17 protein-coding genes and 1 pseudogene are annotated in these 22,093 nt (G+C 39.8%); 4 read left to right on the top strand and 14 right to left on the bottom strand.

Going from position 1 to position 22,093, the window contains the following annotated elements; genetic code table 11:
- Positions 1–11: 11 nt before the first annotated feature.
- From M8E35_RS13225 to M8E35_RS13210, 4 genes are all read right to left on the bottom strand, one after another.
- Positions 12–1,970 (bottom strand): PAS domain S-box protein, encoded by a 1,959-nt coding sequence (locus tag M8E35_RS13225; RefSeq protein ID WP_252469610.1) that lies wholly within the window; start codon positions 1,968–1,970, stop codon positions 12–14.
- 91 nt (positions 1,971–2,061) lie between these two features.
- Complete coding sequence (locus M8E35_RS13220; protein ID WP_373887450.1) at positions 2,062–2,922, bottom strand: CheR family methyltransferase; 861 nt, start codon at positions 2,920–2,922, stop codon at positions 2,062–2,064.
- Positions 2,923–2,932: 10 nt separating this feature from the next.
- A complete protein-coding gene (locus M8E35_RS13215; protein WP_252469608.1) occupies positions 2,933–5,701 on the bottom strand; it encodes a response regulator in 2,769 nt (922 codons plus the stop codon).
- 353 nt (positions 5,702–6,054) lie between these two features.
- A complete protein-coding gene (locus M8E35_RS13210) occupies positions 6,055–6,687 on the bottom strand; it encodes a DUF4825 domain-containing protein (RefSeq protein WP_252469607.1) in 633 nt (210 codons plus the stop codon).
- A gap of 440 nt (positions 6,688–7,127) precedes the next feature.
- On the opposite strand from M8E35_RS13210, the gene M8E35_RS13205 reads away from it, so the two are divergent.
- Positions 7,128–8,234: a DUF362 domain-containing protein gene (locus tag M8E35_RS13205; protein ID WP_252469606.1), complete on the top strand. Its 1,107-nt coding sequence runs from the start codon at positions 7,128–7,130 to the stop codon at positions 8,232–8,234.
- A gap of 324 nt (positions 8,235–8,558) precedes the next feature.
- Here the strand turns inward: M8E35_RS13205 and M8E35_RS13200 are convergent, their stop codons facing one another.
- Complete coding sequence (locus tag M8E35_RS13200) at positions 8,559–9,701, bottom strand: MFS transporter (protein ID WP_252469774.1); 1,143 nt, start codon at positions 9,699–9,701, stop codon at positions 8,559–8,561.
- 243 nt (positions 9,702–9,944) lie between these two features.
- Here M8E35_RS13200 and M8E35_RS13195 point away from each other — a divergent pair, with 243 nt between their 5' ends.
- On the top strand, positions 9,945–10,328 hold the full coding sequence (locus tag M8E35_RS13195) for a MerR family transcriptional regulator (protein ID WP_252469604.1): 384 nt from the start codon (positions 9,945–9,947) through the stop codon (positions 10,326–10,328).
- 246 nt (positions 10,329–10,574) lie between these two features.
- Here M8E35_RS13195 and M8E35_RS13190 read toward each other — a convergent pair whose 3' ends face one another.
- From M8E35_RS13190 to M8E35_RS13165, 6 genes and pseudogenes are all read right to left on the bottom strand, one after another.
- A complete protein-coding gene (locus M8E35_RS13190; RefSeq protein ID WP_252469603.1) occupies positions 10,575–12,650 on the bottom strand; it encodes a sensor histidine kinase in 2,076 nt (691 codons plus the stop codon).
- Entirely contained in the window at positions 12,625–13,311 is a 687-nt protein-coding gene (locus M8E35_RS13185) for a response regulator transcription factor (protein WP_252469602.1), read from the bottom strand. Before M8E35_RS13185 ends, M8E35_RS13190 begins: the two co-directional genes overlap by 26 nt.
- A 307-nt stretch (positions 13,312–13,618) precedes the next feature.
- Positions 13,619–14,782 (bottom strand): NAD(P)/FAD-dependent oxidoreductase, encoded by a 1,164-nt coding sequence (locus M8E35_RS13180; RefSeq protein ID WP_252469601.1) that lies wholly within the window; start codon positions 14,780–14,782, stop codon positions 13,619–13,621.
- A 308-nt stretch (positions 14,783–15,090) separates the two neighbouring features.
- Positions 15,091–15,621 (bottom strand): annotated as a pseudogene (locus M8E35_RS13175) (macrolide 2'-phosphotransferase); the annotation flags it as partial.
- Positions 15,622–15,671: 50 nt separating this feature from the next.
- Positions 15,672–16,934, bottom strand: a complete 1,263-nt coding sequence (hflX, locus tag M8E35_RS13170; RefSeq protein WP_252469600.1) for a GTPase HflX — start codon at positions 16,932–16,934, stop codon at positions 15,672–15,674.
- A gap of 753 nt (positions 16,935–17,687) precedes the next feature.
- Positions 17,688–18,323, bottom strand: a complete 636-nt coding sequence (locus M8E35_RS13165) for a Vat family streptogramin A O-acetyltransferase (protein WP_252469599.1) — start codon at positions 18,321–18,323, stop codon at positions 17,688–17,690.
- A 225-nt stretch (positions 18,324–18,548) separates the two neighbouring features.
- Between M8E35_RS13165 and M8E35_RS13160 the strand changes: the two genes are divergently transcribed.
- Positions 18,549–19,025, top strand: coding sequence for a DUF456 domain-containing protein (locus M8E35_RS13160; RefSeq protein ID WP_252469598.1), 477 nt, complete (start codon positions 18,549–18,551; stop codon positions 19,023–19,025).
- 220 nt (positions 19,026–19,245) lie between these two features.
- On the opposite strand, the gene M8E35_RS13155 is transcribed toward M8E35_RS13160, so the two are convergent.
- From M8E35_RS13155 to M8E35_RS13145, 3 genes are all read right to left on the bottom strand, one after another.
- Complete coding sequence (locus tag M8E35_RS13155; protein WP_252469597.1) at positions 19,246–19,425, bottom strand: transcriptional regulator; 180 nt, start codon at positions 19,423–19,425, stop codon at positions 19,246–19,248.
- A gap of 216 nt (positions 19,426–19,641) precedes the next feature.
- Complete coding sequence (locus M8E35_RS13150; protein ID WP_252469596.1) at positions 19,642–20,019, bottom strand: hypothetical protein; 378 nt, start codon at positions 20,017–20,019, stop codon at positions 19,642–19,644.
- Positions 20,020–20,176: 157 nt separating this feature from the next.
- Complete coding sequence (locus M8E35_RS13145) at positions 20,177–20,812, bottom strand: DUF3786 domain-containing protein (protein WP_252469595.1); 636 nt, start codon at positions 20,810–20,812, stop codon at positions 20,177–20,179.
- Between the two features lie 247 nt (positions 20,813–21,059).
- Here M8E35_RS13145 and M8E35_RS13140 point away from each other — a divergent pair, with 247 nt between their 5' ends.
- Positions 21,060–21,668 carry a nitroreductase family protein gene (locus M8E35_RS13140; RefSeq protein ID WP_252469594.1) on the top strand — a complete coding sequence of 203 codons (609 nt, stop codon included), beginning with the start codon at positions 21,060–21,062 and terminating at the stop codon, positions 21,666–21,668.
- Positions 21,669–22,093: the final 425 nt, after the last annotated feature.

Here is a 22,093-nt window from a genome sequence, read left to right as displayed (position 1 = left end):
AAAATTTCAGTTTATAAGTTCGGCTTAAACCGTACAAAAAATGTCGTTCCCGATAATCCCGTATCAATATCTATTTTAGCGTTGTGCCTGGCACTAATGCTGAAACAGGTAGCCAGTCCTAAACCTGTACCATTCTCTTTAGTGGTAAAAAAAGGAGTCCCGACCTTCTCAAGGTTCTGACCCTTAATGCCAGTCCCTTCATCCTGCACCGCCAGAACGACCACATCCCCTTCCATGAACGTTCTTATCGTCAGTGTCCCGCCATCCGGCATCGCTTCCATTCCATTTCGGACAAGGTTCAAAACTAGCTGGCGAATCTCCTTCTCGTCCAGGGACAAGACTTCAATATCCTGAAGTTCTATTATAATGTTCTTGTCGCTAACCATCGCGTCCGCCTGAATCAACGGGAACAGGTTCTCTAAAAGACTGTTGAGATTCAAGACCTTCAAATCTATGGTCTTAGTCTTAGCCAGGCTTAGGAATTCTGTGATAATGTTGTTTGCCCTGTCAAGCTCTTCGATCATCAGATCAAAATAACCCTTTGACTGTTTAAATTCTTCTTTGTCCCCTAATAACTGAAGGAACCCCCGAACGGTAGTCATCGGGTTTCTAACTTCGTGACCGATCCCCGCCGCCATTTGCCCCACAAGGTTTAAGCGGTCTAAACGAGCCATTTCCTTTTCAAACATCCTGCGTTCGGAAATATCATGGTAATATACGGACAAGCCTTCCTCAGATGGATAAACATGCACTTCATACGGTGTATCGGAATTGCGTCCCTTAATCTCAAAATGTTCGGTTTCCCTCGTGTTCATGGCCCTTTTAAAAAAAGGGTGGAACTCAGCAAGCGACTCAGGGAAAACTTCCCAAATATTTCGACCGATTAACTCTTCCCGCCCCTTTAACCAATATTTCTCTGCCTCTTTATTGACATAGATGAACTGCCCTTGGTGATCTAGAGTAAAGAAGACATCCGTTATGCTTTCAAGAATATTGTTAAGCATAAGGCCTGTCTCTCTCAACTCTTTGGCAATTTTGTTACGTTCGAATATTTCTTCTTTGAGCTTTTTATTCGTATGGAAGAGTTCGCTTGTTCGCTCAAGAACGAGCCTTTCCAGAGTTTTATAGCGATCTTTCCGCTCTTTCTCTAACTGTTTCCGCTCAGTAATATCCCTCACAGACCAGACGACAACCTGCTGCTCTCCAATACTGGCCACTCCGATCTGAATCTCTACTGGGAAAGTTGTCCCATTTTTATGCATGGCCGTAGCGTCTAGTATCTTGATTTTACTTTTATCAAGGTAATTCATAATATTCAGGAAAGAAAAGCTTTCTCCATGAAAAAGCTTTGATACATTCTTTCCCTGTAACTCCTCATGCTCATAACCGAACATCCCCGTTATCGCAGGATTTGAATTAATAACTTGACCCAAAGTATCCATAGTGATCAAAGTATCTATGGAAGTTTCTCCAATCACGCGAGACAGCGCTTCAGCCTTGCGCAAATCCAAAGTAGTTCGTTCCAAGTTTTCATTCATGGTTTGAAGCTCAAGGGCATGTTGCTTCAGCAATTCGTTTTGAAGCTTAATTTCCTTCTTATGAAAATGTATCTTTACAAATGCCTCTATCTTAGATTTGAGCATTTCTGGGTTAAATGGTTTAAACAAATAGTCAATCGCACCCAAAGAATATCCTTGCGCAATGTTTTCCGTGGAATGATAGATTGCTGTAATGAAAATAATGGGTGTATCTTCGTTCCTTTTTCTTGCCCTAACGAGCTTGGCAGTTTCAAATCCATCCATTCCAGGCATCTGTACGTCTAACAGAATCACTGCAAAATCATCTTTCAGTAAGCATTTTAAGGCCTCTTCTCCGGAGCTGGCAAAAACCAACTGATAGTCTGGTGATTTGAGCACAGCCTCCAAAGCCAATAAATTTTCTCGACGGTCATCAACAATTAAGATTTTCATTTTTTGCTCATCCTCGGTACCCCTCAGATTATTTTTATCTCTCTTAATGGATTCGTAACCGATTTTATTTTATTTGCTTTGCTTTGCTTTGCTATTTTACCTTACGATAGATTTTTTGCTCCGCATTAAATGCTTCATAACAATGAGAGTAATTGTTAAAAGCTATGTCCTCCTTACCGCCTAACCCCAAGATACCTGACATACTCAGGCTCTCATGAAACAGTCTATGCACACGGTTTTGCAGGACTTTATCAAAATAAATCATGACATTCCTGCAGATAATTACATGAAATTCATTAAAGGAATGATCTGTAGCCAGGTTATGTTGGGCGAATACCACGTTTCGGGTTAGAAAGGAATAGAAAATAGCTTTGTCCTGGCAGACCTTATAATACTCCTCAAAATCGTTTATTCCTCCTGCTAGCAGGTAATTGTCTTTGTACGCCCGCATTTTATCTAACGAGTAAACCCCTTCCTTAGCCTTTCTTAGCAAATCTTCATTCATATCCGTGGCGTAAATCTTTGTTTTATGGTAAAGACCTTCCTCGTATAGTATGATAGCCATCGAATAAACTTCTTCCCCTGTGGAACAACCCGCATGCCAAATACGGACAAAGGGGAGCTCTTTAAGAAGCGGAATTACGTTCTTCCTGAAAGACTTAAAAAAATATGGGTCCCTGAACATTTCTGATACGTGAATCGAGAAATCCGAGAGCAACCGCGCCATTGCACAGGGGTCATGAAGAACCTTTTCCTGTAAGCTGGACACATTTTTTAACCTTTCAGCCCGAATGCGGTTCCAAATTCTTCGTCTTATAGAAGCTGACACATAATTTCTAAAGTCGAAACCACAGTAAAGGAATATCCCCTCTAAAAGCAACTGTATTTCAATTTTTTCTAATTCATCTGGGCTTTCTGTCTCAACAGTTTTCTCGTTTTTCTTTGAACTCACCCTATTCATCCTATCTATACAACCAAATCTTGATTAATGAAAATAACTGTTCAAGGTTAACTGGCTTACTAATATAATCTGACGCACCCGCTTCGATGCATTTTTCTCTATCGTTTTTCATAGCCTTGGCCGTCAGGGCAATAATCGGTAAGTTGGCATACTCAGGAATTTGACGAATACGGCGCAACGCTTCATATCCATCCATCTCAGGCATCATAATGTCCATAAGTACTAAGTCAATATCCGGATTTTTCTGTAAAACCTCTATACCCTCTCTGCCGTTCTCCGCAAAAAATGCCTTAATTTTTTTATTTTCTAGGGCTGTAGTAAGGGCAAATACATTTCGCATATCATCGTCCACAACTAAGATCTTCTTACCTTCCAAGCGCGCATTTCCGTTCTCCACTTTTTGAGATTCATCCACCTTACGTACAGCTTCCGATACTGTTCTAACCGATTCTGCCCCTTGAACCGGAAAATTATCTAAACAGGCAGCAGCCGCTTCGGCACAAGGTTTATCGAAAACCTCTTTTCTAAAGTCATTGCCGGGCAGATAGAGTGTAAACGTACTCCCCTTTCCCTCAACACTGTCAATATCAATATACCCGCCTAACAACCTGGCGATCTTCTGACTAATGGTTAAGCCCAAACCCGTGCCCCCGTATTTCCTGGCCGTTGTCCCGTTCGCCTGCTGGAATGCCTCAAAAATCATGGTCTGCTTGTACTTCGGAATTCCAATGCCCGTATCTGTTACGGAAAAGGCCAGTAACCACTCAGCATCCTTCAATATATTGTTCTTAGCAATCACTTGATCTTCGGCTCTTCTAATTTGGAGTGAGACACTTCCGCTGTCTGTAAATTTAAACGCATTGGATAATAAATTCTTTAAGATTTGTAAGAGTCTTTGTTCGTCCATAAAAGTAGTGTCGGGCAGGTCTTCACTCATTTCGACTATAAAGTCCAGATTCTTTTGGCTTGCCACAGGCAGAAAATATTGTTCGACATAGCGCATCATATCAGCCAATTCCAAAACCTCAGGCTCAATAGTTATCTTGCCTGCTTCTATTTTAGAGAGGTCTAAAATGTCATTAATTAGGGTCAACAGTTCATTTCCGGAAGAAAAGATAGTTTTCACATATTCAACTTGACTGGGCGTCAAGTTGCCTTCCTTGTTCTCGGTCAGCATTTGAGAAAGGATCAGCAAGCTATTCAGCGGCGTCCTCAACTCATGCGACATATTTGAGAGAAACTCTGATTTATAATTTGAACTTTCTTCAAGCTGTCGAGCTTTTTCTTCAAGGGCCGCTTTCAAGGCTTCCAGTTCCGTTGCCCTCTTTTCAGACTGTTTATACTGCTCCTCTAGATTCTCGTTAAAGGATTTGAGTTCCTCCTGCTGCAACTGAAGTTCTTCTGATTGGGACTGAAGTTCTTCAGTCAAGACCTGTGATTCCTTCAAGAGGCTTCCAATTTTCATGTGAGCTTGAATACGGTTGATAGTAATCCCAATATTCTTTGAGATAAGTTCCAGCAACTCCTGTTGCAGGGGGCTGTACGGTTGAAGAGATGCCAGTTCCATGACAGCTACTACCTGCCCCTCAAACGCCACCGGAAGTATAATAATGCCTTTGGGTAAAGTGTGTCCCAGACCTGAGGAAATCTTAATATAATCTCCTGGGACCCCGCCCATAATAATCGTTCTGTTTTCTAAAGCACTCTGCCCCACCAGACCTTCCCCAAGGAGAAAAAGCTCCCCTACAAATCCTAGCGGACTAGGCGCATAGACTGCATACTTTATGAGGCACTGCTTTTCCCCGTATTCCTCCATGATATAAAAGACGCCATAACTTGCTTCGACCATGGGGATTATCTTTGTGATCAAAAGATTGGCTAGAGTTTTTAGGTCCTCTACCCCCTGGCATAAGGCGTTAATTTCTGACGTTCCAGACTTCAACCAGTTTTGCGCCTCAATTTCTTTAATAAATTCTTTTTCATGCATAGCGTGCTCTTCTAAAGAACGGGCCATCTCATTAAAGGATGCCGCAATTTCTCCGATCTCATCATTTGAATGGATGCCAATGCGCGGCAAATCAATGTGCTCCTGAATTGACGAAAAACTGCTCATAACTTCAGTGACATTATGTATCTCTTCTGTAACCCTGCGGGTGATCCAAAGCGTAATCCCTACCCCGGCAAGCAATGTTGCCAGTAGAGAAATGAAAAAAAACATAATTGCCCGGTTATAGGCAGCAGCTGACGATTGCATCAAGTCATTCATGGCCTCATCTTCAAGATTATTCAATTCTTCTACGTATTTGAATATCAGACGCCGTTCTTCCGCCCCTTCATTGATCAGCTTATCGAACTCCTCCTTCTGGTCAGAAGAAGCTAAAGTTATGCAATCCTCTTGCAGTTCAATGTAATTAAGGTTTTCGGTTCTTATCTGGCTAAGCAAGTTCTTTGTAACATCACGGATAGCCGAAGCCTCAAGGGCATTCAGGGCCGTCTTGACCTTCTCCCTGGAATCCCGGATCGATTGAACAGTCTCTGCGAAACTATGACTATCGATCTCCAACAAAGCTAGATCTCTTAAATACCTACTAATATTGTTGAGTTCGGTTTCAGCCATTTTTGAGTGCTTGATTTTTTGGTAACGCTCCTTTTGATTGCTTTCCACACTCTTATTTGCTCGATCTAAGGAATAAATCGAGATCCCAAAGAATACAGCCATTATGGCCAAAATGGAGGCGAATCCCAGGAATAACTTCGTCTTGAGCCTCATCCTGCAACTTCCTTTCTGATTAGTCCGTACACTTGTTCACTTTAAATAATTAATCTAGACATTCAACATTAGACAACTGATCTCCTTTGGTAAACGTGTCGATACCTGTCAAATAATTCTGGATTTTAACGGCATTCAACGTCAGCCCTCGATTTTAGCAGTAAAAGAATGCAGAAGAGCAAGCAGCCACCCCTTTACCCAAGGGAGCTCCTTGCTCTACACACAGTTATATAAGTATATCATTAATCGTTAAGATTAAAGTTGAAGACACGACACCCTGTAATGTATCGATCAATTCGCCAAACTCCATCCTTAACTTTGAAAGTCATTAAAAAATGTTCATGGTGAAAATTTTAAGCCACTTTATTAGATTCAGACATTCCTGTCAATATATCTTGAAGTAAATTTAAATTCTCTCCCAGTATAAAAAGGTCACCGTAGTTCTCTGCAAATGAAGCCCTGGGGAACGTAAAGCTGGTATCATATTTAGAGGTGTCTAGTTCACCGTTAGATTCGGATGTTCGATAGGCAAAGGTTAGCTCATCAAGATTATCAATCATACAAAATACCACTAAAGCATTAGTTCTCGAATTTGTTTCTATATCAGAATCTGGTGTTACGATCGGCCACTGACCTTCATATTTGATTTCCGGCGAAGCAACTTCGTAATATATCGTTAGACTATAAGGCTTTTGACTAGTTTCCATGGAGATATACTGTTGCCTGAAGTGGTTATCAGGAACAGGGAGATGTTGCGCAATTGAACCAACTTTACTAGGATCTCCTACATATCGGGTTCTATAGTTTGAAATCTCCGCTAAATTGTACATTGGCACACCAACGAGACGAGCTTCTTTTGATCCATTCACTTCAGTGCTATTAGCTATATTAGGTGGGCTGTCTGTTCCACTTCCTACTCCCGTACCTATATATAGTGCGCCAATCGTAACAAATCCCAGTAGTAATAGCCTAACTGTCTTCTTCATTTAATCACCAACCTTAAATAGAGTACGCATCTCTTCAATCTCAGTTCATCTAGCTTCTTACTTCCTAAAATGCGACCTAATTCTAGGTTACATTCGTAATTTATTGCTGTCAACCAATTTTAATGATTGCTAAAAATAGAACCGCATATTAAGATACAATAGTACATCCTAATATGCGGTCATCTTCATCTTATTATTTGATATCAACCTTTGTTCCATTTGAGTCAATAATTCAACATCAATAATTCAAAGTCCCCCTTGACTTAAAGTACACTCTAAGGTTTATGCTGTTTTAAAAGAGCAACGACACTTTGCTGTATATCACGAAAAATAAATTTATTCTTAGGGCCATTATAATCTCGGCATAACCAAGGCTTTGAAAATATGCCGTTTGAATGGAAACTCAGTTTATTAAAGTTTAAATCTTGGAGGTTATTGAGTTGGAAAAATCAAAGGTTTATTTTACGGACATGCACACGACAATGAACGAGAATTTGCAGCAGAAGTTAACCCGCCTGATCAGAACAGCAGAAATTAGCCAAATTGATTTTGAAAAAAAATATGCGTCTATTAAGATTCATTTTGGTGAACCGGGTAATTTATCCTATCTCCGCCCTAATTTTGCCAAAACAGTTGTGGATATTGTGAAGGAGCTAGGCGGGAAACCGTTTCTCACAGATTGCAATACTCTCTATGTAGGTGGCAGAAAAAATGCCCTTGACCATCTTGATTCTGCATATGTCAATGGCTTTTCTCCCTTTTCCACCGGTTGTCATGTGCTGATTGCGGATGGCTTGAAAGGTACTGATGAGGTGTTAGTGCCTGTTGAGGGTGGAGAATATGTGAAAGAAGCAAAAATCGGTCAAGCTATTATGGATGCTGATGTGTTTATTTCTTTGAATCATTTCAAGGGGCATGAGTTAACTGGTTTTGGAGGAGCGTTAAAAAATATAGGGATGGGTTGCGGTTCCCGTGCTGGTAAGATGGAAATGCACAGTAGCGGAAAGCCCCAAGTTTCCCACGAACAATGTGTAGGCTGTGGCATGTGCACAAAAATTTGTGCACACAGTGCGATTAGCCTCACAGAACGTAAAGCTTCCATTAATCACATAAACTGTGTTGGCTGTGGCCGCTGTATTGGCGTTTGCCCAACAGACGCTGTTCAACCTGCTTGGGGCGAGTCAAATGAAATCCTGAATAAAAAGATAGCTGAATATACCTGGGCCGTACTGCAGGGACGCCCTCACTTCCACATCAGTCTGGTAATTGATGTTTCTCCTTTCTGCGACTGTCATTCAGAGAACGATATACCGATTGTTCCGAATGTTGGTATGTTTGCGTCCTTTGACCCGGTTGCACTGGATGTTGCATGCGTGGATGCGGTAAACAGCCAACCTGTCATGGCAGGCAGTCTTCTTGAGAAAAGTACCCGTGAACACCATGACCATTTTACCGACGTCAGCCCAAACACTGACTGGAAAGTTGCAATCGACTATGCAGTAAAAATGGGTCTGGGCAGCAAGGACTATGAATTGATTACAATTTAATGAAATAGATCTATTAAGTATGAACATCGAGGCAGGAATCTATACACTGTCTTGAACCCTATTCTTATCGGCATAAAAAAATGAATATTGCAGGATCGTTAAAGATAGGCCCGGCGGAGTTTATACCGCCTGAGGCCTATCTTTGTTCATATTCATTTTGACTTTAGACACAGATACAGAAATTCCAGTTTGATATTTCGCCGACGCACGAAGCGTCTTAGATACCTTTGGGCCCAAGGGATAAGGCGCTTCGCATAAATAAAAGTGCAGTGTGTCAGCGCAAATTAATGCGCTGTTTATTGTTACATAGTTGTGCTGTTACTGCTACATAGTTGCAATATATCCCTTTGTTTTATATTTTATATAAATGACAACGGCTATCAGTTGGGTTAAGAGTCCCAAAACGCAAACTCCATACCATCCAAAATGGGCGTAGCTGTATGAACCGAGATAAGAGCCAAGAGCTCCTCCGGTAAAATACGAAACCATATAGACCGTATTTAATCTGTTGCGCGCTTCATCGTTTAGGGCGTGCACTCTGGCCTGATTAGAAATCTGACATGACTGAACCCCTAAATCAAGTAAAACAACACCGATAATCAATCCCCATATTTTAAATCCAAAGGCAAGGAAACAGAGATAAGCAAATATCACCGCGATCATGCCTATTCCAAGTGTAAATTTTGGACTTCGTTTGTCTGCTATCCTGCCAACTATCGGGGCGGCCATGGCCCCTGTCACCCCAACCAACCCAAAAAGCCCTGCAACATCAGCTCCCATATGATAGGGCGAACCCTCAAGTAAGAAAACAAGCGATGTCCAAAAAGAACTGAATGCTGCGAACATCATCGCTCCGTTCAGGGATGCCTCTCTTAATACAGGAAGGCTTTTTGTCAGGCTCATCATAGATGTGAATAATTCTTTGTATTTCATACTTGAAGTGGGAAGACATAAAGGCAACAATTTGCTTAAGGAAATTGCGAGGATAATCATCAAAGCCGATGCAATGAAATAGACCATTCTCCATCCCCAATATTCTCCCACAAGACCACTGAAGGTACGAGATACCAATATGCCAATAAACAAACCGCTCATTACTGTTCCAATGATCTTCCCCCTCTCTTTTGGATCAGCTAGCTGCGCTGCGAAGGGAACGATCAGTTGAGGCACGACAGAAGTAAAACCTACAGCAAAAGATGCGATTGAAATCACAGTTATATTAAAAGAAAAAAACATGAACATCAATGAACCAGCTGAACAAAGTAACATCGTGACAATTAGAGACCTTTTTTCTTTAATATCCGCCAAAGGCAAAATGCACAGCATTCCGAGGGCATATCCAATTTGCGTTAGCATAGCCACAAAGCCAACGCTAACTTGAGTGACTTGAAAGTCATTAGCTATTTCTACCAGTAATGGTTGTATATAATACAAATTGGCCACGGTAATACCGCTGGCTACAGCCATTACCAGCACCAAAAAATTACTTAATTTAGAATCGCTTTGTTGAACGATGTTATCTTTCAAGAAATCTCAAACCCCTTTACTATTAATTGATTAATGATGTTCACTGCTTGAAATTCAATCTGACCTAGTCTATACTGATGTTAGCACTTTGAGTTAGCTCTAAGTCAAGTTTCCATAAAACTAATTATCCTTTATAAAGGTGACAAACAGTTAAAAAATAACTAAATAAAGGAGAAGTTACATTTGGGATACTCGATTAGCCAAGTTGCTGAAAAGTTTGACCTAACTGCTCACACGATAAGATATTATGATAAAGAAGGTCTCTTGCCATTTATAGATCGCAGTAAAGCTGGAAACAGGGAATTCTCAGACAGTGATCTTGAGTGGCTGAAACTCATTTGTTGTTTGAAAAATACGGGAATGCCGATTAAACAAATCAAGCAGTATATCGAATGGTGTTTGCAAGGAGATGATACCTTGGAAATCCGAAGACAAATGTTTATTGATCATCGTAAAGAGGTTTTAAAACAAATGGATGATTTAAAGGAAAACCTTAAAACAATCGATTATAAGCTTGAATTATACGATTCCGGTTGTAGTATACCTCTAAACGGAAACAAATCATAGAATTTCTCAGGGAATGACTTCATTCACATTCTTGTAGGAATGAAAATTAGGGAATGTAAATTATTTGTGTAAATGGAGATTTTACATTTAACCTAAATTCGATTTCCGATTTAAAACCGAAATAATACTAAAAAGCTGCCGTAAATAATTACGGCAGCTTTTAGCACATTCTCTCCCAATCTTAGGCCTTTTGGCAGCATTTATTTCTCTTCCGAAGACAGACGACTAGTCCTTGTTTACTATTCCCTAATCTAATTCTGCTTTGGTCATTTGTATTACGGCCTTAAATAAGTCTCCATCAATTTCAATATTAAAACTTCCTTTTTGAACTTCTATCAGACTTTTGGCAATCGATAATCCTAACCCGCTTCCTTGACTGCTTCTGGATTCATCCCCTCGTTTAAACCGCTCCATTAGCTCGTCAGAAGAAATATTCAATTCATAGGCCGAGATATTTTTAATGATCAGTGTTACCCCAGTGCCTGTATCAATAATATCGATATAGACTCTTGACCCTTCCAGCGCATATTTAAATATATTGGATAACAAATTCTCGATAGCTCTCCACAAAAGTTTTCCATCGGCTTTGATATATACTTTATCGTTAGGGTGACTAAGCTTGAATTCTAACTTACTCTCTTGTATTTTATCATCAAGTTCCCCTAACCCCTGGGTTATTAACGATAAAAGATCGATTTTTTCGAAGTTTACCAGGATAGTCCCACTTGAGGCCTTGGCTGCTTCAAACAAATCCTCTGTTAACACTTTTAACCGTTGCGACTTCTGATCAATTATTTCGAGATATTCTTTGACCTTTGTCTGATCCTTCTCTTGCTTCAATAAATCGACATACGTGATAATAGAGGTTAAGGGAGTTCTAATATCGTGAGATACATTAGTGATTAATTCTGCTTTTAACCGTTCACTTTTGGTCTCACTTTCAACTGCTTTGTATAAGCCGTCAGTGATGCTGTTTATATCCGCAGCAAGTTTAGCAAGCTCTCCCTCTCCAGCTACATTGATAGTGTAGTGAATATCTCCATCTTTTACCCGCTTTACCCCATCTTTTATGGCATTAAATTCCTTTACCTTCTTAAAGGCTAACCAAGTTGCTACTCCAAGCGTTATTGGAAACATAAAGAATGTTATGGCTACTATTACAGGATAGCCTATTACTATTAAGACGACTTTAACTGCCATACTTCCACTATTGTAGATATCGTTGATGAATCTAAATAGTTTATGAAACATGCTATAGGTTAAGGTGTACTTAATAAATGTCCTGTTTTTAAGATGTTTTACTAAGGACAGAACCAATACGCAAACAAGCGCAGCTATTAGTAAAGTGATTGGAAATATTAATTTATAGCTCTTGAGATTATCCAATTGATCCATTGCCCCAACCCATAATGCAATCAACACAATACACATGCCTATGTTGAAATCATTATAGATTCTGTTGATAGAGTTTAGTTGAATCTCTTGGTCTTGGTCTGGTCTTCTACCTGTAACTAATATTAGATATATAAAACTTGCTGCAAACCCTAGTAAAAAACCCGCTATTTGATAGAGACCATTAGTAATTAATAGTTTATTTTCTTTCCATTCTAAAATTTTGGAATTTAAATAATCCTCCGTAAAAGCAATATACATAATGTCTTGTAACCCTATTTGATCGATACTCGCACTAAACCAGTAATAATCCCTACTATCGTTGATTTCCCGCGGAAATATCTCTCGTTCAGAGCCGTCAAAAATCATATAGGCCGGATGGGATTTGAAATAGTTCTTAGCTTTATCTGGGCTATTAGTAAATTCATTTCCACTACTGTTTACATAATAGAGAAGACCTTGATAATTAGCTAATCTTTGCATCGCTAAATTATAATCATTAAGGTCATCTTTGATTAAATTATCTTTTGCTTGTAAAATTTTATCGGCATAGACTTCTTTGAATGTGCTAAAATTCTCCTCAATCGTTAAATTAGGGTTATAACTCCTTGAGTTGTATTCAAACTCTCTAAACAAATTGCTTTCTTCATTTTGAATCTCTTGTTCAGCAAGAGTTCCGCCAGTTAAAATAAATTGCTCACTCTTATATCTCTGTACTTTCCTCAAACTTTCAACGATATCTGAGCTGTCTCTTCGATAATCGTTGCCCTGATAATAGCTGTTTTCAAAAATGATATCAAAGTCGGCCCTATGCAAGAATGCAATATTCGTAAATATTGTTATGGCACTAGTGAAACACAGTACTGTAATTATAAAAACAATAACCTTTGTTACAAGTGAATGGCTATATTTTCTCCACTTTATATCCAATTCCCCACACCACCTTCAAATATTTTGGTTCTTTAGGATTTATTTCTATACCTTCTCTTATCTTTCTTATATGAACTGCAACAGTGTTTTCCGGACAAAAGGCAACTTCCTTCCATACCTTCTCATATATTTCGTCGATGGAAAACACCCTTCCCGCATTGGCCGTCAAAAGCTTTAATATCTTATACTGGACGGGAGTCAGCTTTACTTCGTCACCATCAACCGATACAACCTTACACTCATCATCTATTACGAGTCCGCCAGTCTTATAGACATTACTTTTTGTCTCCATGCTTCCCAGTGTCATATATCTTCTTAGCTGAGACCTCACTCGTGCAATTAATTCCAAAGGATTAAAGGGCTTGGTAATATAATCATCAGCCCCCATATTTAGGCCCATTATTTTGTCAGTATCCTCAGACTTTGCAGAAAGCATAATAACCGGAATATTTTTATCTTCTCTGATCTTCATCGTTGCCCTTAGTCCATCCATTTGAGGCATCATAATATCCATAATAACCAGATGGATTTCATGTTCTTCAACGACTTCCAGAGCTGCCAGTCCGTTAGAAGCTCTAAATACTTTATAGCCTTCGTTTTCTAAATAGATTTTTATAGCATCTAATATTTCTTTATCGTCATCGCAAACTAGTATATTCATGATGTATCACTCCTACGTATTGGTTTATTCAATCATATCACACCCTCTATTATTTCCTTGAGGTAATGATATCAGCTAAATCTTGCGAAAATCTTAATCTAATTCTTAAGAACTTCTTAACAATTAACTATGTACCCAGCATTTGAGAAGCTAACGCCAATCCTCCAAGGCGCAAGCGATCATCATGGTTGCACTTATCGCTGTCCTTAAATGGCCGAGCGCCTTTGATTTAAAACAAAGAAACCCTCTTTTGCTAGAATTCTAACAAGAGAGGGCTTCAAGAAAACAAGTCAGGCCTGTGAACTCCCTAGGATTCCGGAAGAGAAAATCTGGCGAATCGGTCCGGTTGAAATGAATTAAGATCGATCCGCTCAGTTCTGCCCTTCAAAATTAGATCTGCTGCGATGAGTCCAGCGGCAGGAGCATGCATAAAGCCATGTCCGCTGAACCCATTAGCTAAAATAAACCCGTTTAATCCTGGTGCTTCGCCAATAATCGGAAGAAAATCAGGCGTTTGTTCGCAAATCCCCGTATAGGTGCGCAGCCATTTTATATCGATCGCCGAAGGGATTGCCTCCATGGCTGCCGTAAAGAAATCTTCAGCCACAGACTTATCAACCCCTTCTTCAAACCCAGGCCAAGTGTATTGATCGGTTCCCCCTAATAATACCGTCTTAGCGCTGACTTCCTGATGTAAATAGAAACCAGTAGCCAGATCCGTAATTAGGGGAGTCTTCGGAGGCACATCTATCGGGTTAGTGCAGACGTAAACCTGACGGCGAAAGGGTTGCACAGGAAGCATAATCCCTGCCGTTGCCGCTAACTGGGCTGCATGGGGACCGACGGCATTCACTATAAGCGGGCTCCAAATAGTCCCTTGCTTGGTTTCGACGCCTTTAATCCGCTCTCCATCGAGGATTATTTTCGTTGCTTCCCGTCCAAAATGAACATTAGCGCCTTTTTGACGTACTGCCGCGTAAACTGCTGCCAAAACCGCATACGGGTCTGCATAGGCATCCCATGGGCAAAATGTACCGCCCTGAAAGCGGTCTCTGTTAAGGTATGAGAAATTCCTTAGCAATTCTTCCTGTTCCAGCAACTTCATAGGAATGCCATCAGTCTCAGCTGCTTCAACTGTTAATTGCAATTGATTCCACAACACCTCATTATCAGCCAGCATTAATCCTCCTTTTTCCAGATACTCAATTGGGGTATCAAAAGTTGACTGAAAATTAAGGAAGAAATCCCTACTGAGAAGGCTCAAGCGTCGGAGCAGAGGACTGCTGAATTGGTGACGTATGCTTCCGGTTCCTATGCCAGTGGACCCCATTCCGAGCATTTTTTGCTTTTCCAATATGGTTATTGACCGTTTGGGATCCGCCTCCAGAATATGATAGGCAATGCTTAATCCAATAATACCGGCACCAATAATTATTATATCTGGTTTCAACTCTTTACTGCTTATATGCATTAATTATCCACCCGCCAATTTTGCATCATTAATACTTTATAACAAGGGATAAATCCAGCTGGGCTTCCGGCAGTTGGAAAGTTAAACGCTGTAAGTTGCTCGGCAACATTATGCTTCCTCTTTTCTAAAGAACCTTCAATTTCGCCTCAGTATGAACTTTATAACAACTTATTATAATTATCAATTGTTTTTTTAATGATCATTTTTATCAGCAATAAACCATAGTCCTTTTCTCATCTCTGAAAAAAGACTATGCTTTTAAGAACTGTGATTATTTTGTTTTAATTAATTTAGTTGGTTCTAGCAGATTAAATCTCTAAGGCTTCTTTTGCCATTTGCTCATATTCATCGAGACCAGATATTATTGCAAATTCAGCAATTCCAACTGGGTAGGCAGACACTAATTCAATGATGTGCGATTTCATCTTCGGCCAAAAATATCCCCCCGCTTCTTTGTAGGCCTTAATAAGCGAATCAAGCCCTTCTTCACCAAACATCTTATAATAGATAACAAAGTCATTCGACATATCAGTCACTCTAGCTTCAGTCCAATCAATCAAGCCAGTCACATTTGCATTTTCATCCACCAAAATATGCCCTGCATGTACATCCCCATGAATAAGCCCGGTTTCTTTAGGCCACATTTCTTCATCACTCAGCCATGCCTGCCATCGATTCCATAGTGACTCGCCCACTCCAAACTTTGCCTTCACTGACTTCATACGCTCTTTCATCGACTGTTTTGCCTCTTCTGGAGTATGAACAACCAATCCAGCTTCAATTGCCTTTTTATTTGGAATGTTGTGCAGCGATGCCAGTGCTTTTCCAAGCGTCTGATGTTTCGAATCTTCGTGTTGATATCATCATTTATCACGCGGAAATTTTTATTTTAGGTTACATACTGTTGATATCTTTCATAATCTGCTTCCTTACATTCTAAAGATATTAATACTCCGCTACCTTCATAAAGAGTTGATTTTATCGTTGCATTATCATTCAGATAGGATACAATATTTCCTTTGTCATACGGAATTAACATCTTACAGTGGACATAGTCTGTGAAAGCTTTTTGCCCAATTAGGTTCACTAAATCAACAATTCCTTCTTTCCTCTTGGCAGAAATATATACGCAATCCTCTGCTGCCTTTGGAATTTCAACATTGACCAAATCTGTTTTGTTGTAAGCATAGATAACAGGAATATTATCTGCTCCAAGCTCCTTTAATGTCTCCCTCGTAACCTTAATTTGTTGATTATACTGATGATTCGAGTAGTCAACGACGTGAATCAGAAGATCGGCTTCTGCAACTTCTTCTAACGTTGATCGAAATGCTTTAATTAAATGGTGAGGCAATTTACTTATAAAGCCTACTGTGTCCGTTAATAAGAAGGATTTGTTGTCCGGTAACTTAATGCTTCTAACGGAGGTTTCTAAAGTGGCAAACAACATATCCTTTTCAAACACCTGCTTCTCAGTTGATGGATTGAATAAATCTATCATGGCATTCATAAGAGTTGACTTGCCTGTATTTGTATACCCCACTAAAGCAATCACAGGAATCTCTTTCTTTTTACGCTTTTTCCGTTGGTTTTGACGTTGGGCTACAAGTGTCTCTAATTCTTTGTTTAATCCACTGATTCTATCTTCAATCTTTCTACGGTCCAGCTCTAGTTTTGTCTCCCCTGAACCTCTGTTTTTAAGGCCAGAACTTCCCCCCTGACGACCTAATGATTCTCCCTGACCAATTAATCTGGGCAACATATATTGCAGTTTCGCTACTTCTACCTGTAGTTGGGCTTCCCTTGTTTTAGCCCTCTGAGCAAAAATGTCCAAAATCAGAACCGTCCGGTCTATGACCCTGCATTCTAAAATTCCCTCTAGATTGCGAATTTGAGAAGGAGATAACTCATCATTAAAAATCACCACATTAGCATTCTTCTCAGCAAGCAATGCTAATACTTCTTGAATTTTCCCCGTACCTAAATAATAGGATATATTCAAGCCATTCAATTTTTGGATCTTTTCACCAACTACCTCTAGATCACAAGCATTAGCTAAGTTAAACAATTCCTCCATCGAATCAGTAAAGTCCTGCTGATTGTTAAGTTTAACCCCTACTAGTATTGCTTTCTGTTTTTGTTTTTGTTCCATATATATTCCTCCCATTTAAATGTAAAGAAAACTTGGCTGGCGCCCGAAGACACTGACTTCGCACGTATTAGTCATTCTGTCAGTCGCAGGCGTCGACCATGGATGGCCAAGTGTCCCTGTAGCCATGGATGGCGAGAAGGGACCGAAGGCGGCAGCCCTAGTTGCACTTATGCTTAGAAAGTATATAACGCAAGTTTATACTTCTGATAGCACAAAAAAAACACAGGCTGGTTACCTGTGTTATGAGTAAACGGGAAGATGCCTACTAAAAAGTTTGAAAACCTGGCTAGCGCAAGCAACACTTTTCCATTCATGTGTGGTGCGGCCTAGCGGTATGAGGGTCTGACAAGTACAAAGAAATCCCTTGTTCTTAAAATACCAAAAACAAGCGTCTTACTGACTAACGCAAGGTCTCTCAAAGAATGGCACCAGAAAATGATTCATTTCTTAAGAAGATTTAATTGATATAAAAATCAACAAAAAAAGGGTAGATTATCCCTCTTTAACGAATTTCCTTATACATATACGTTAATAAGGTTCTCTTAAAAATAGGCATATCAAATCCCGACTACTCTACACAGCGGTAGAGCCTTTAAGCACTATTAAATTAGTTACATAAAGTATTTAAATCGGAGTCTAATATAACAAATACCCATTTTAAGACAACCCTCCATCCATCCAAATTCAGTCATATTATATCATATATATGTAGCACTTGGTATTTAAAACTTCAATCCCAAAAGTCCATAAGATTTAAATTAGTCCTAATTGATCCACCCCTTTCTCCGAAGTTAACAGTTCAAGATTGTCAAATATCTTACTGTCGTCCCAGTTCCACCATTGGAGTTCTAGCAATAATTCAATATTTCTATCGCTAAAACGTTTCTTGATAAATTTGGCTGGATTGCCTCCATATATTGTATAAGGCTCAATGCTTTTTACCACAGTTGAGTTAGCAGCAATAATCGCGCCATCACCAACTTTAGTTCCCGGCATGATAGTCACATTCTGTCCAATCCATACATCGTTACCTACCACAGTGTCTCCCTTGAAGGGTAACTGTTCTACAGTTGGAGTTACCTTTTCCCAACCACCAGCAAAGATATTAAAAGGATATGTTGTCATGCTATCCATTTTGTGGTTTGCACCATTCATAATAAATCTGATGCCTTCTGCAATTGCACAGAATTTCCCTATTATCAACTTATCGCCCAGAAACTCATAATGATGTTCAATGTTACTATAAAAATCCTCGGGAGAGCTTTTGTTATCGCTATAATACGTGTAGTCTCCATTCTCAACATTTACCCTTTTGGGTAGATTCTTTATATAGCAAACCGTCTTTATTCTATCATTCGGATATAGCTTGTTCTTATCTGGTCCATTCATAATAACACCGCTCCCTTTTTGCCTCCAATACTTATCATTCAGGTTATCCGCCCTAAAATCTGTCTAGCCTTATAACTTTTGGACATAAGGAATTGCCCATCCTGCATGTATTGTGTTAAGCTATCCTTAGAGGATGAGATACTCCTTTCCAACTTTTAGTATAGTAAATAAATGAATTAGCAGACCCGTCTCATCTTACTTCTTTACTATAAAGGAGCGCTTAATTTGGAGATGACAGCATTAATTCTATCGATCATCTTTTTTATCGCTGGTCTGCTGGGGACAATACTGCCTATTTTACCTGGTGCCATCCTGATTTACGGAGGCATGCTTCTTTACGGCTTCATGACAAAGTTTTCAACACTAGATGCAAATTTCTTTCTCTTACAAGCATTAGTGTTGGTTTTAGTCTTTTCCGTGGATTTTGTTGCTTCTGCTGCCGGCACACGTCGCTTCAATGGCAGTAAACAGGCAGCTTGGGGTGCAATCATTGGCACAATTCTTGGTTTGATTTTCTTCGGACCATTGGGAATCATCATTGGTCCCTTCCTTGGTGCTGTTGTGGCTGAATTATTGCGTGGTATACAAATAAATCAAGCAATCCGTGTTGGGTTTGGAACTCTGGTCGGCATCCTCGGTGGGACAGTATTAAAATTATGTGCTGAAATTTTAATGATTGTTTATTTCTTTATACGTATTTAATGGGCTAAAGCAAAGCTCAATGAATAATTCTCTACTAATTCTTACTGCAAAGAACCATGTTCAAATGCCTTATAATCACCTTTTACATAGGTTTCCTCGCTAGATAGTCGCTAATCTTCTAAAGAATTCCATAGAAATATTGACTCCTGTCGCAGATACGAATGCATCTGCGACAGGAGGATTCTTATCCACGTTTATCAAACAATAGAAGATAGGATGTTTAGTTAGCAGGTTGCCATTTACATCTTACAGGAGAAACAATTGCGTCTTCCTTTTTTAATTCCTTAAATGCTTTATCAATTTCTTTACGGTCCAGACCTGTTAATTTCTCAACTTCTCCCGCACTCATGGGCTCCCCTGCATCTCTCATTGCTTTCAGTACATCTTCTTTAATACTCATTTTACTCAGCCCTTTCAAAAAGTCTTGATTATATTTGCCTTTTGATTTCCAGTTTAAGTTCCTAACCCAAAAATGTAAACATTCATCTTCTATTATCTACTTTTTGAGATGCCTATATCCTAGGGCAAGTCAAGAAACAATAACAGGTGCCGTACGAAGAATATTAGTTTTAGTACGGCACCTATTATTGTTTCAGTAACATTGTTCCTCCAGCCGCTACTCTGAAAACCCCTCCATACTCTCTCGCGATAGTGTCCATCTCAGTTTAATTGCTTGCAAAGCTACACTGTAACTGATTTGATCCCAGCTTTCCAAAGCATGATCTAAGTCAAAGCTAGTACTTCCCATGAACAGATGTTGAGCAAGTAAAATAAGGGCTTTATGATTACTCGCAAAACCTTGTTCCAAGATTTTGCCAAAGTCGATTTCTTCTAAAGTGGTATGTCTTTTTGTTGCTGACCAAATCTCCTTAGTTGAAGTAAGTATGTAATAGGCTGAGTAATAGCCAGACTCATTTGATTTTTTCTGCGTTATAAGAGCTAAGAAATGTCCCTTATGTTGGCTATTGGCGTAGTAAATTTGTTCAAAATTCATTTTCAGTCTCCCTATAATTTTAATATCATTGTCTAAGGTATTCGCTTCAACCTCCACGACATTGAGTCTAGTATATACTTATTGGCGATTGACTACTACTATTTTCCCTACAGGCCCGAATTTAATAATCCTCTCGAAATATTATTGCGGTTCACATCTAAGATGGCAATGCTAAAGATGAAGTTGCTCGCCGTATTAATTGACTCGCCAAATACATGCCGAGGCCGATAACGCTCTCGATGTGCAATAGATGTTCAACGGACGGCTCGTAAAGGATGGTGGCATTAGCTTGAACTTCTTCGTCCCCTTCCCAAACAATCACACACAAGGGGACTTCGGGGAAAGCTTGGAAAACAGCTGACGCATCCCCAAAAGATGCAGGTTTTCCACCTAAAGCAGTCGCACCTGCCAATAATAGTTTGGGCTGATCTCCGAACACCTTGACAAGACCTTGGATCGAATTTTTGTGAAAGGCAGGATAAAATAGCATTCCACCGTTCGGTATTTCCTTTAAACTTACCCATCCTTTAGCGGTTTCTTGAGCTGTTTTGGCATAGGCCAGGTAATTCAAAATTATTATTGCCGCATTAATATCTGGAACATGTCCATCTATTTTCCTGTAGATCGTCTCAGTTTTGCAATCTAAAATATACTCTGAGTTAAAGAACGTCACAACGAATTGTTGGGTTTCTCCAGAGTAGGTCACAGCAAGCTGTGTGGGGATTTCCTCCGGTACCTTTCTTTTTAGGTCCTGCCAGTATTTATCATAAGCAACTCGGTAATTTGTTTCCATTTTAATCAACTACCCTTTCTTTTTTGCACAAAGGCGCTTGAAACAAAAATACACATCTTTAGCTCCAAGGACCCGGTGAATCATACTAAGTTCCATATATTATTTGCATCAATGAAGTTCATCGGTCGCTAGACTTAGCTTAAAGGAATAAGAAGAGATTATAGTCCTAATACTATTCTAGGATGGAAACTACAATTAATAACCTAATAATAAGTACTTATAATAATTTGAGAAAGAAGTGTTTTCTATGGAATTACTAGATGCCATGAAAGCCAGACGAAGCATTCGGAAATTTAAATCCGAACCCATTCCAGAATCCTTGATTATTCAACTTATCGAATCTGGGCGATTAGCTCCTTCTGGCAGTAATATTCAACCTGTACGCTTTGTTGTAATAAAAAGTGATGAAGCTCGCAGACAATTAAGCCAAGCTACTCCTTTACCATTTGTCAGTCAAGCGCCCGTTGTCATCGCATGCTGTGTATCCACAGAGTCCTTTGGAGTCTTAGGAACTCGAATGCGAGAACTCATGGAAGCGGGTGCCTTCACAGATACCTCCCTCGAGACGATGGATACAGAAAGTTATGCAAAGTGTAACCCAATGGATCAAGCCACCGCCGAAGCCTATCTTCGCTTAAACGCAGCCATTGCTATCGATCACATTACATTACGTGCTGTTGACCTCGGTTTAGGCACCTGTTGGGTTATGATGTTCGACCAAGAGAAAGTAAAGCAGATTCTAGGATTAGGCGAGAATTATAATGTTGTGGCCTTACTACCCGTAGGTTATCCTGACCAAAACCCCAACTCTCGTCCTAGAATTGAGTTAAGTGAGATCTTGCTTAAAGAAGTTTAATCCATATTCATTATGGCCTGGAATTTATCATTAATTAGAAAAATGATGAAAGAATGATCGCTCCTACTACCTTCCACGTTCTTTCCTAAATTCCTCCCAAGATTATCAACAATAAATCCAACGGCGTCCCATGACGAATTCTCCTGCCGTGTGGATTCTACTTTCCCAGGAACTATGCTCCAAGTAACCTTGGCCCTGGAACGAAAGGCGAATGAGCTTTCGCCACACTGCGACATATAACGCATTCTCTTGCAGTGTGGATCCCGAACTGGTGGACCCCGTACTCTGATGCCTCATTATGCAGTATCACTAAACACAGAAAGAACTACCTCGTTAGAGATAGTTCTTTCGCTTGTTACCTGGCGATGACCTACTTTCCCAGGAGCTATGCTCCAAGTATCCTTGGCCCTGGAGGTCTTAACTTC

Origin of the sequence: Desulfosporosinus nitroreducens (assembly GCF_023897015.1) — a bacterium.
GTDB classification, from domain to species: Bacteria; Bacillota; Desulfitobacteriia; order Desulfitobacteriales; family Desulfitobacteriaceae; genus Desulfosporosinus; species Desulfosporosinus nitroreducens.
This window is presented reverse-complemented; position numbering and strand designations above follow the sequence as displayed.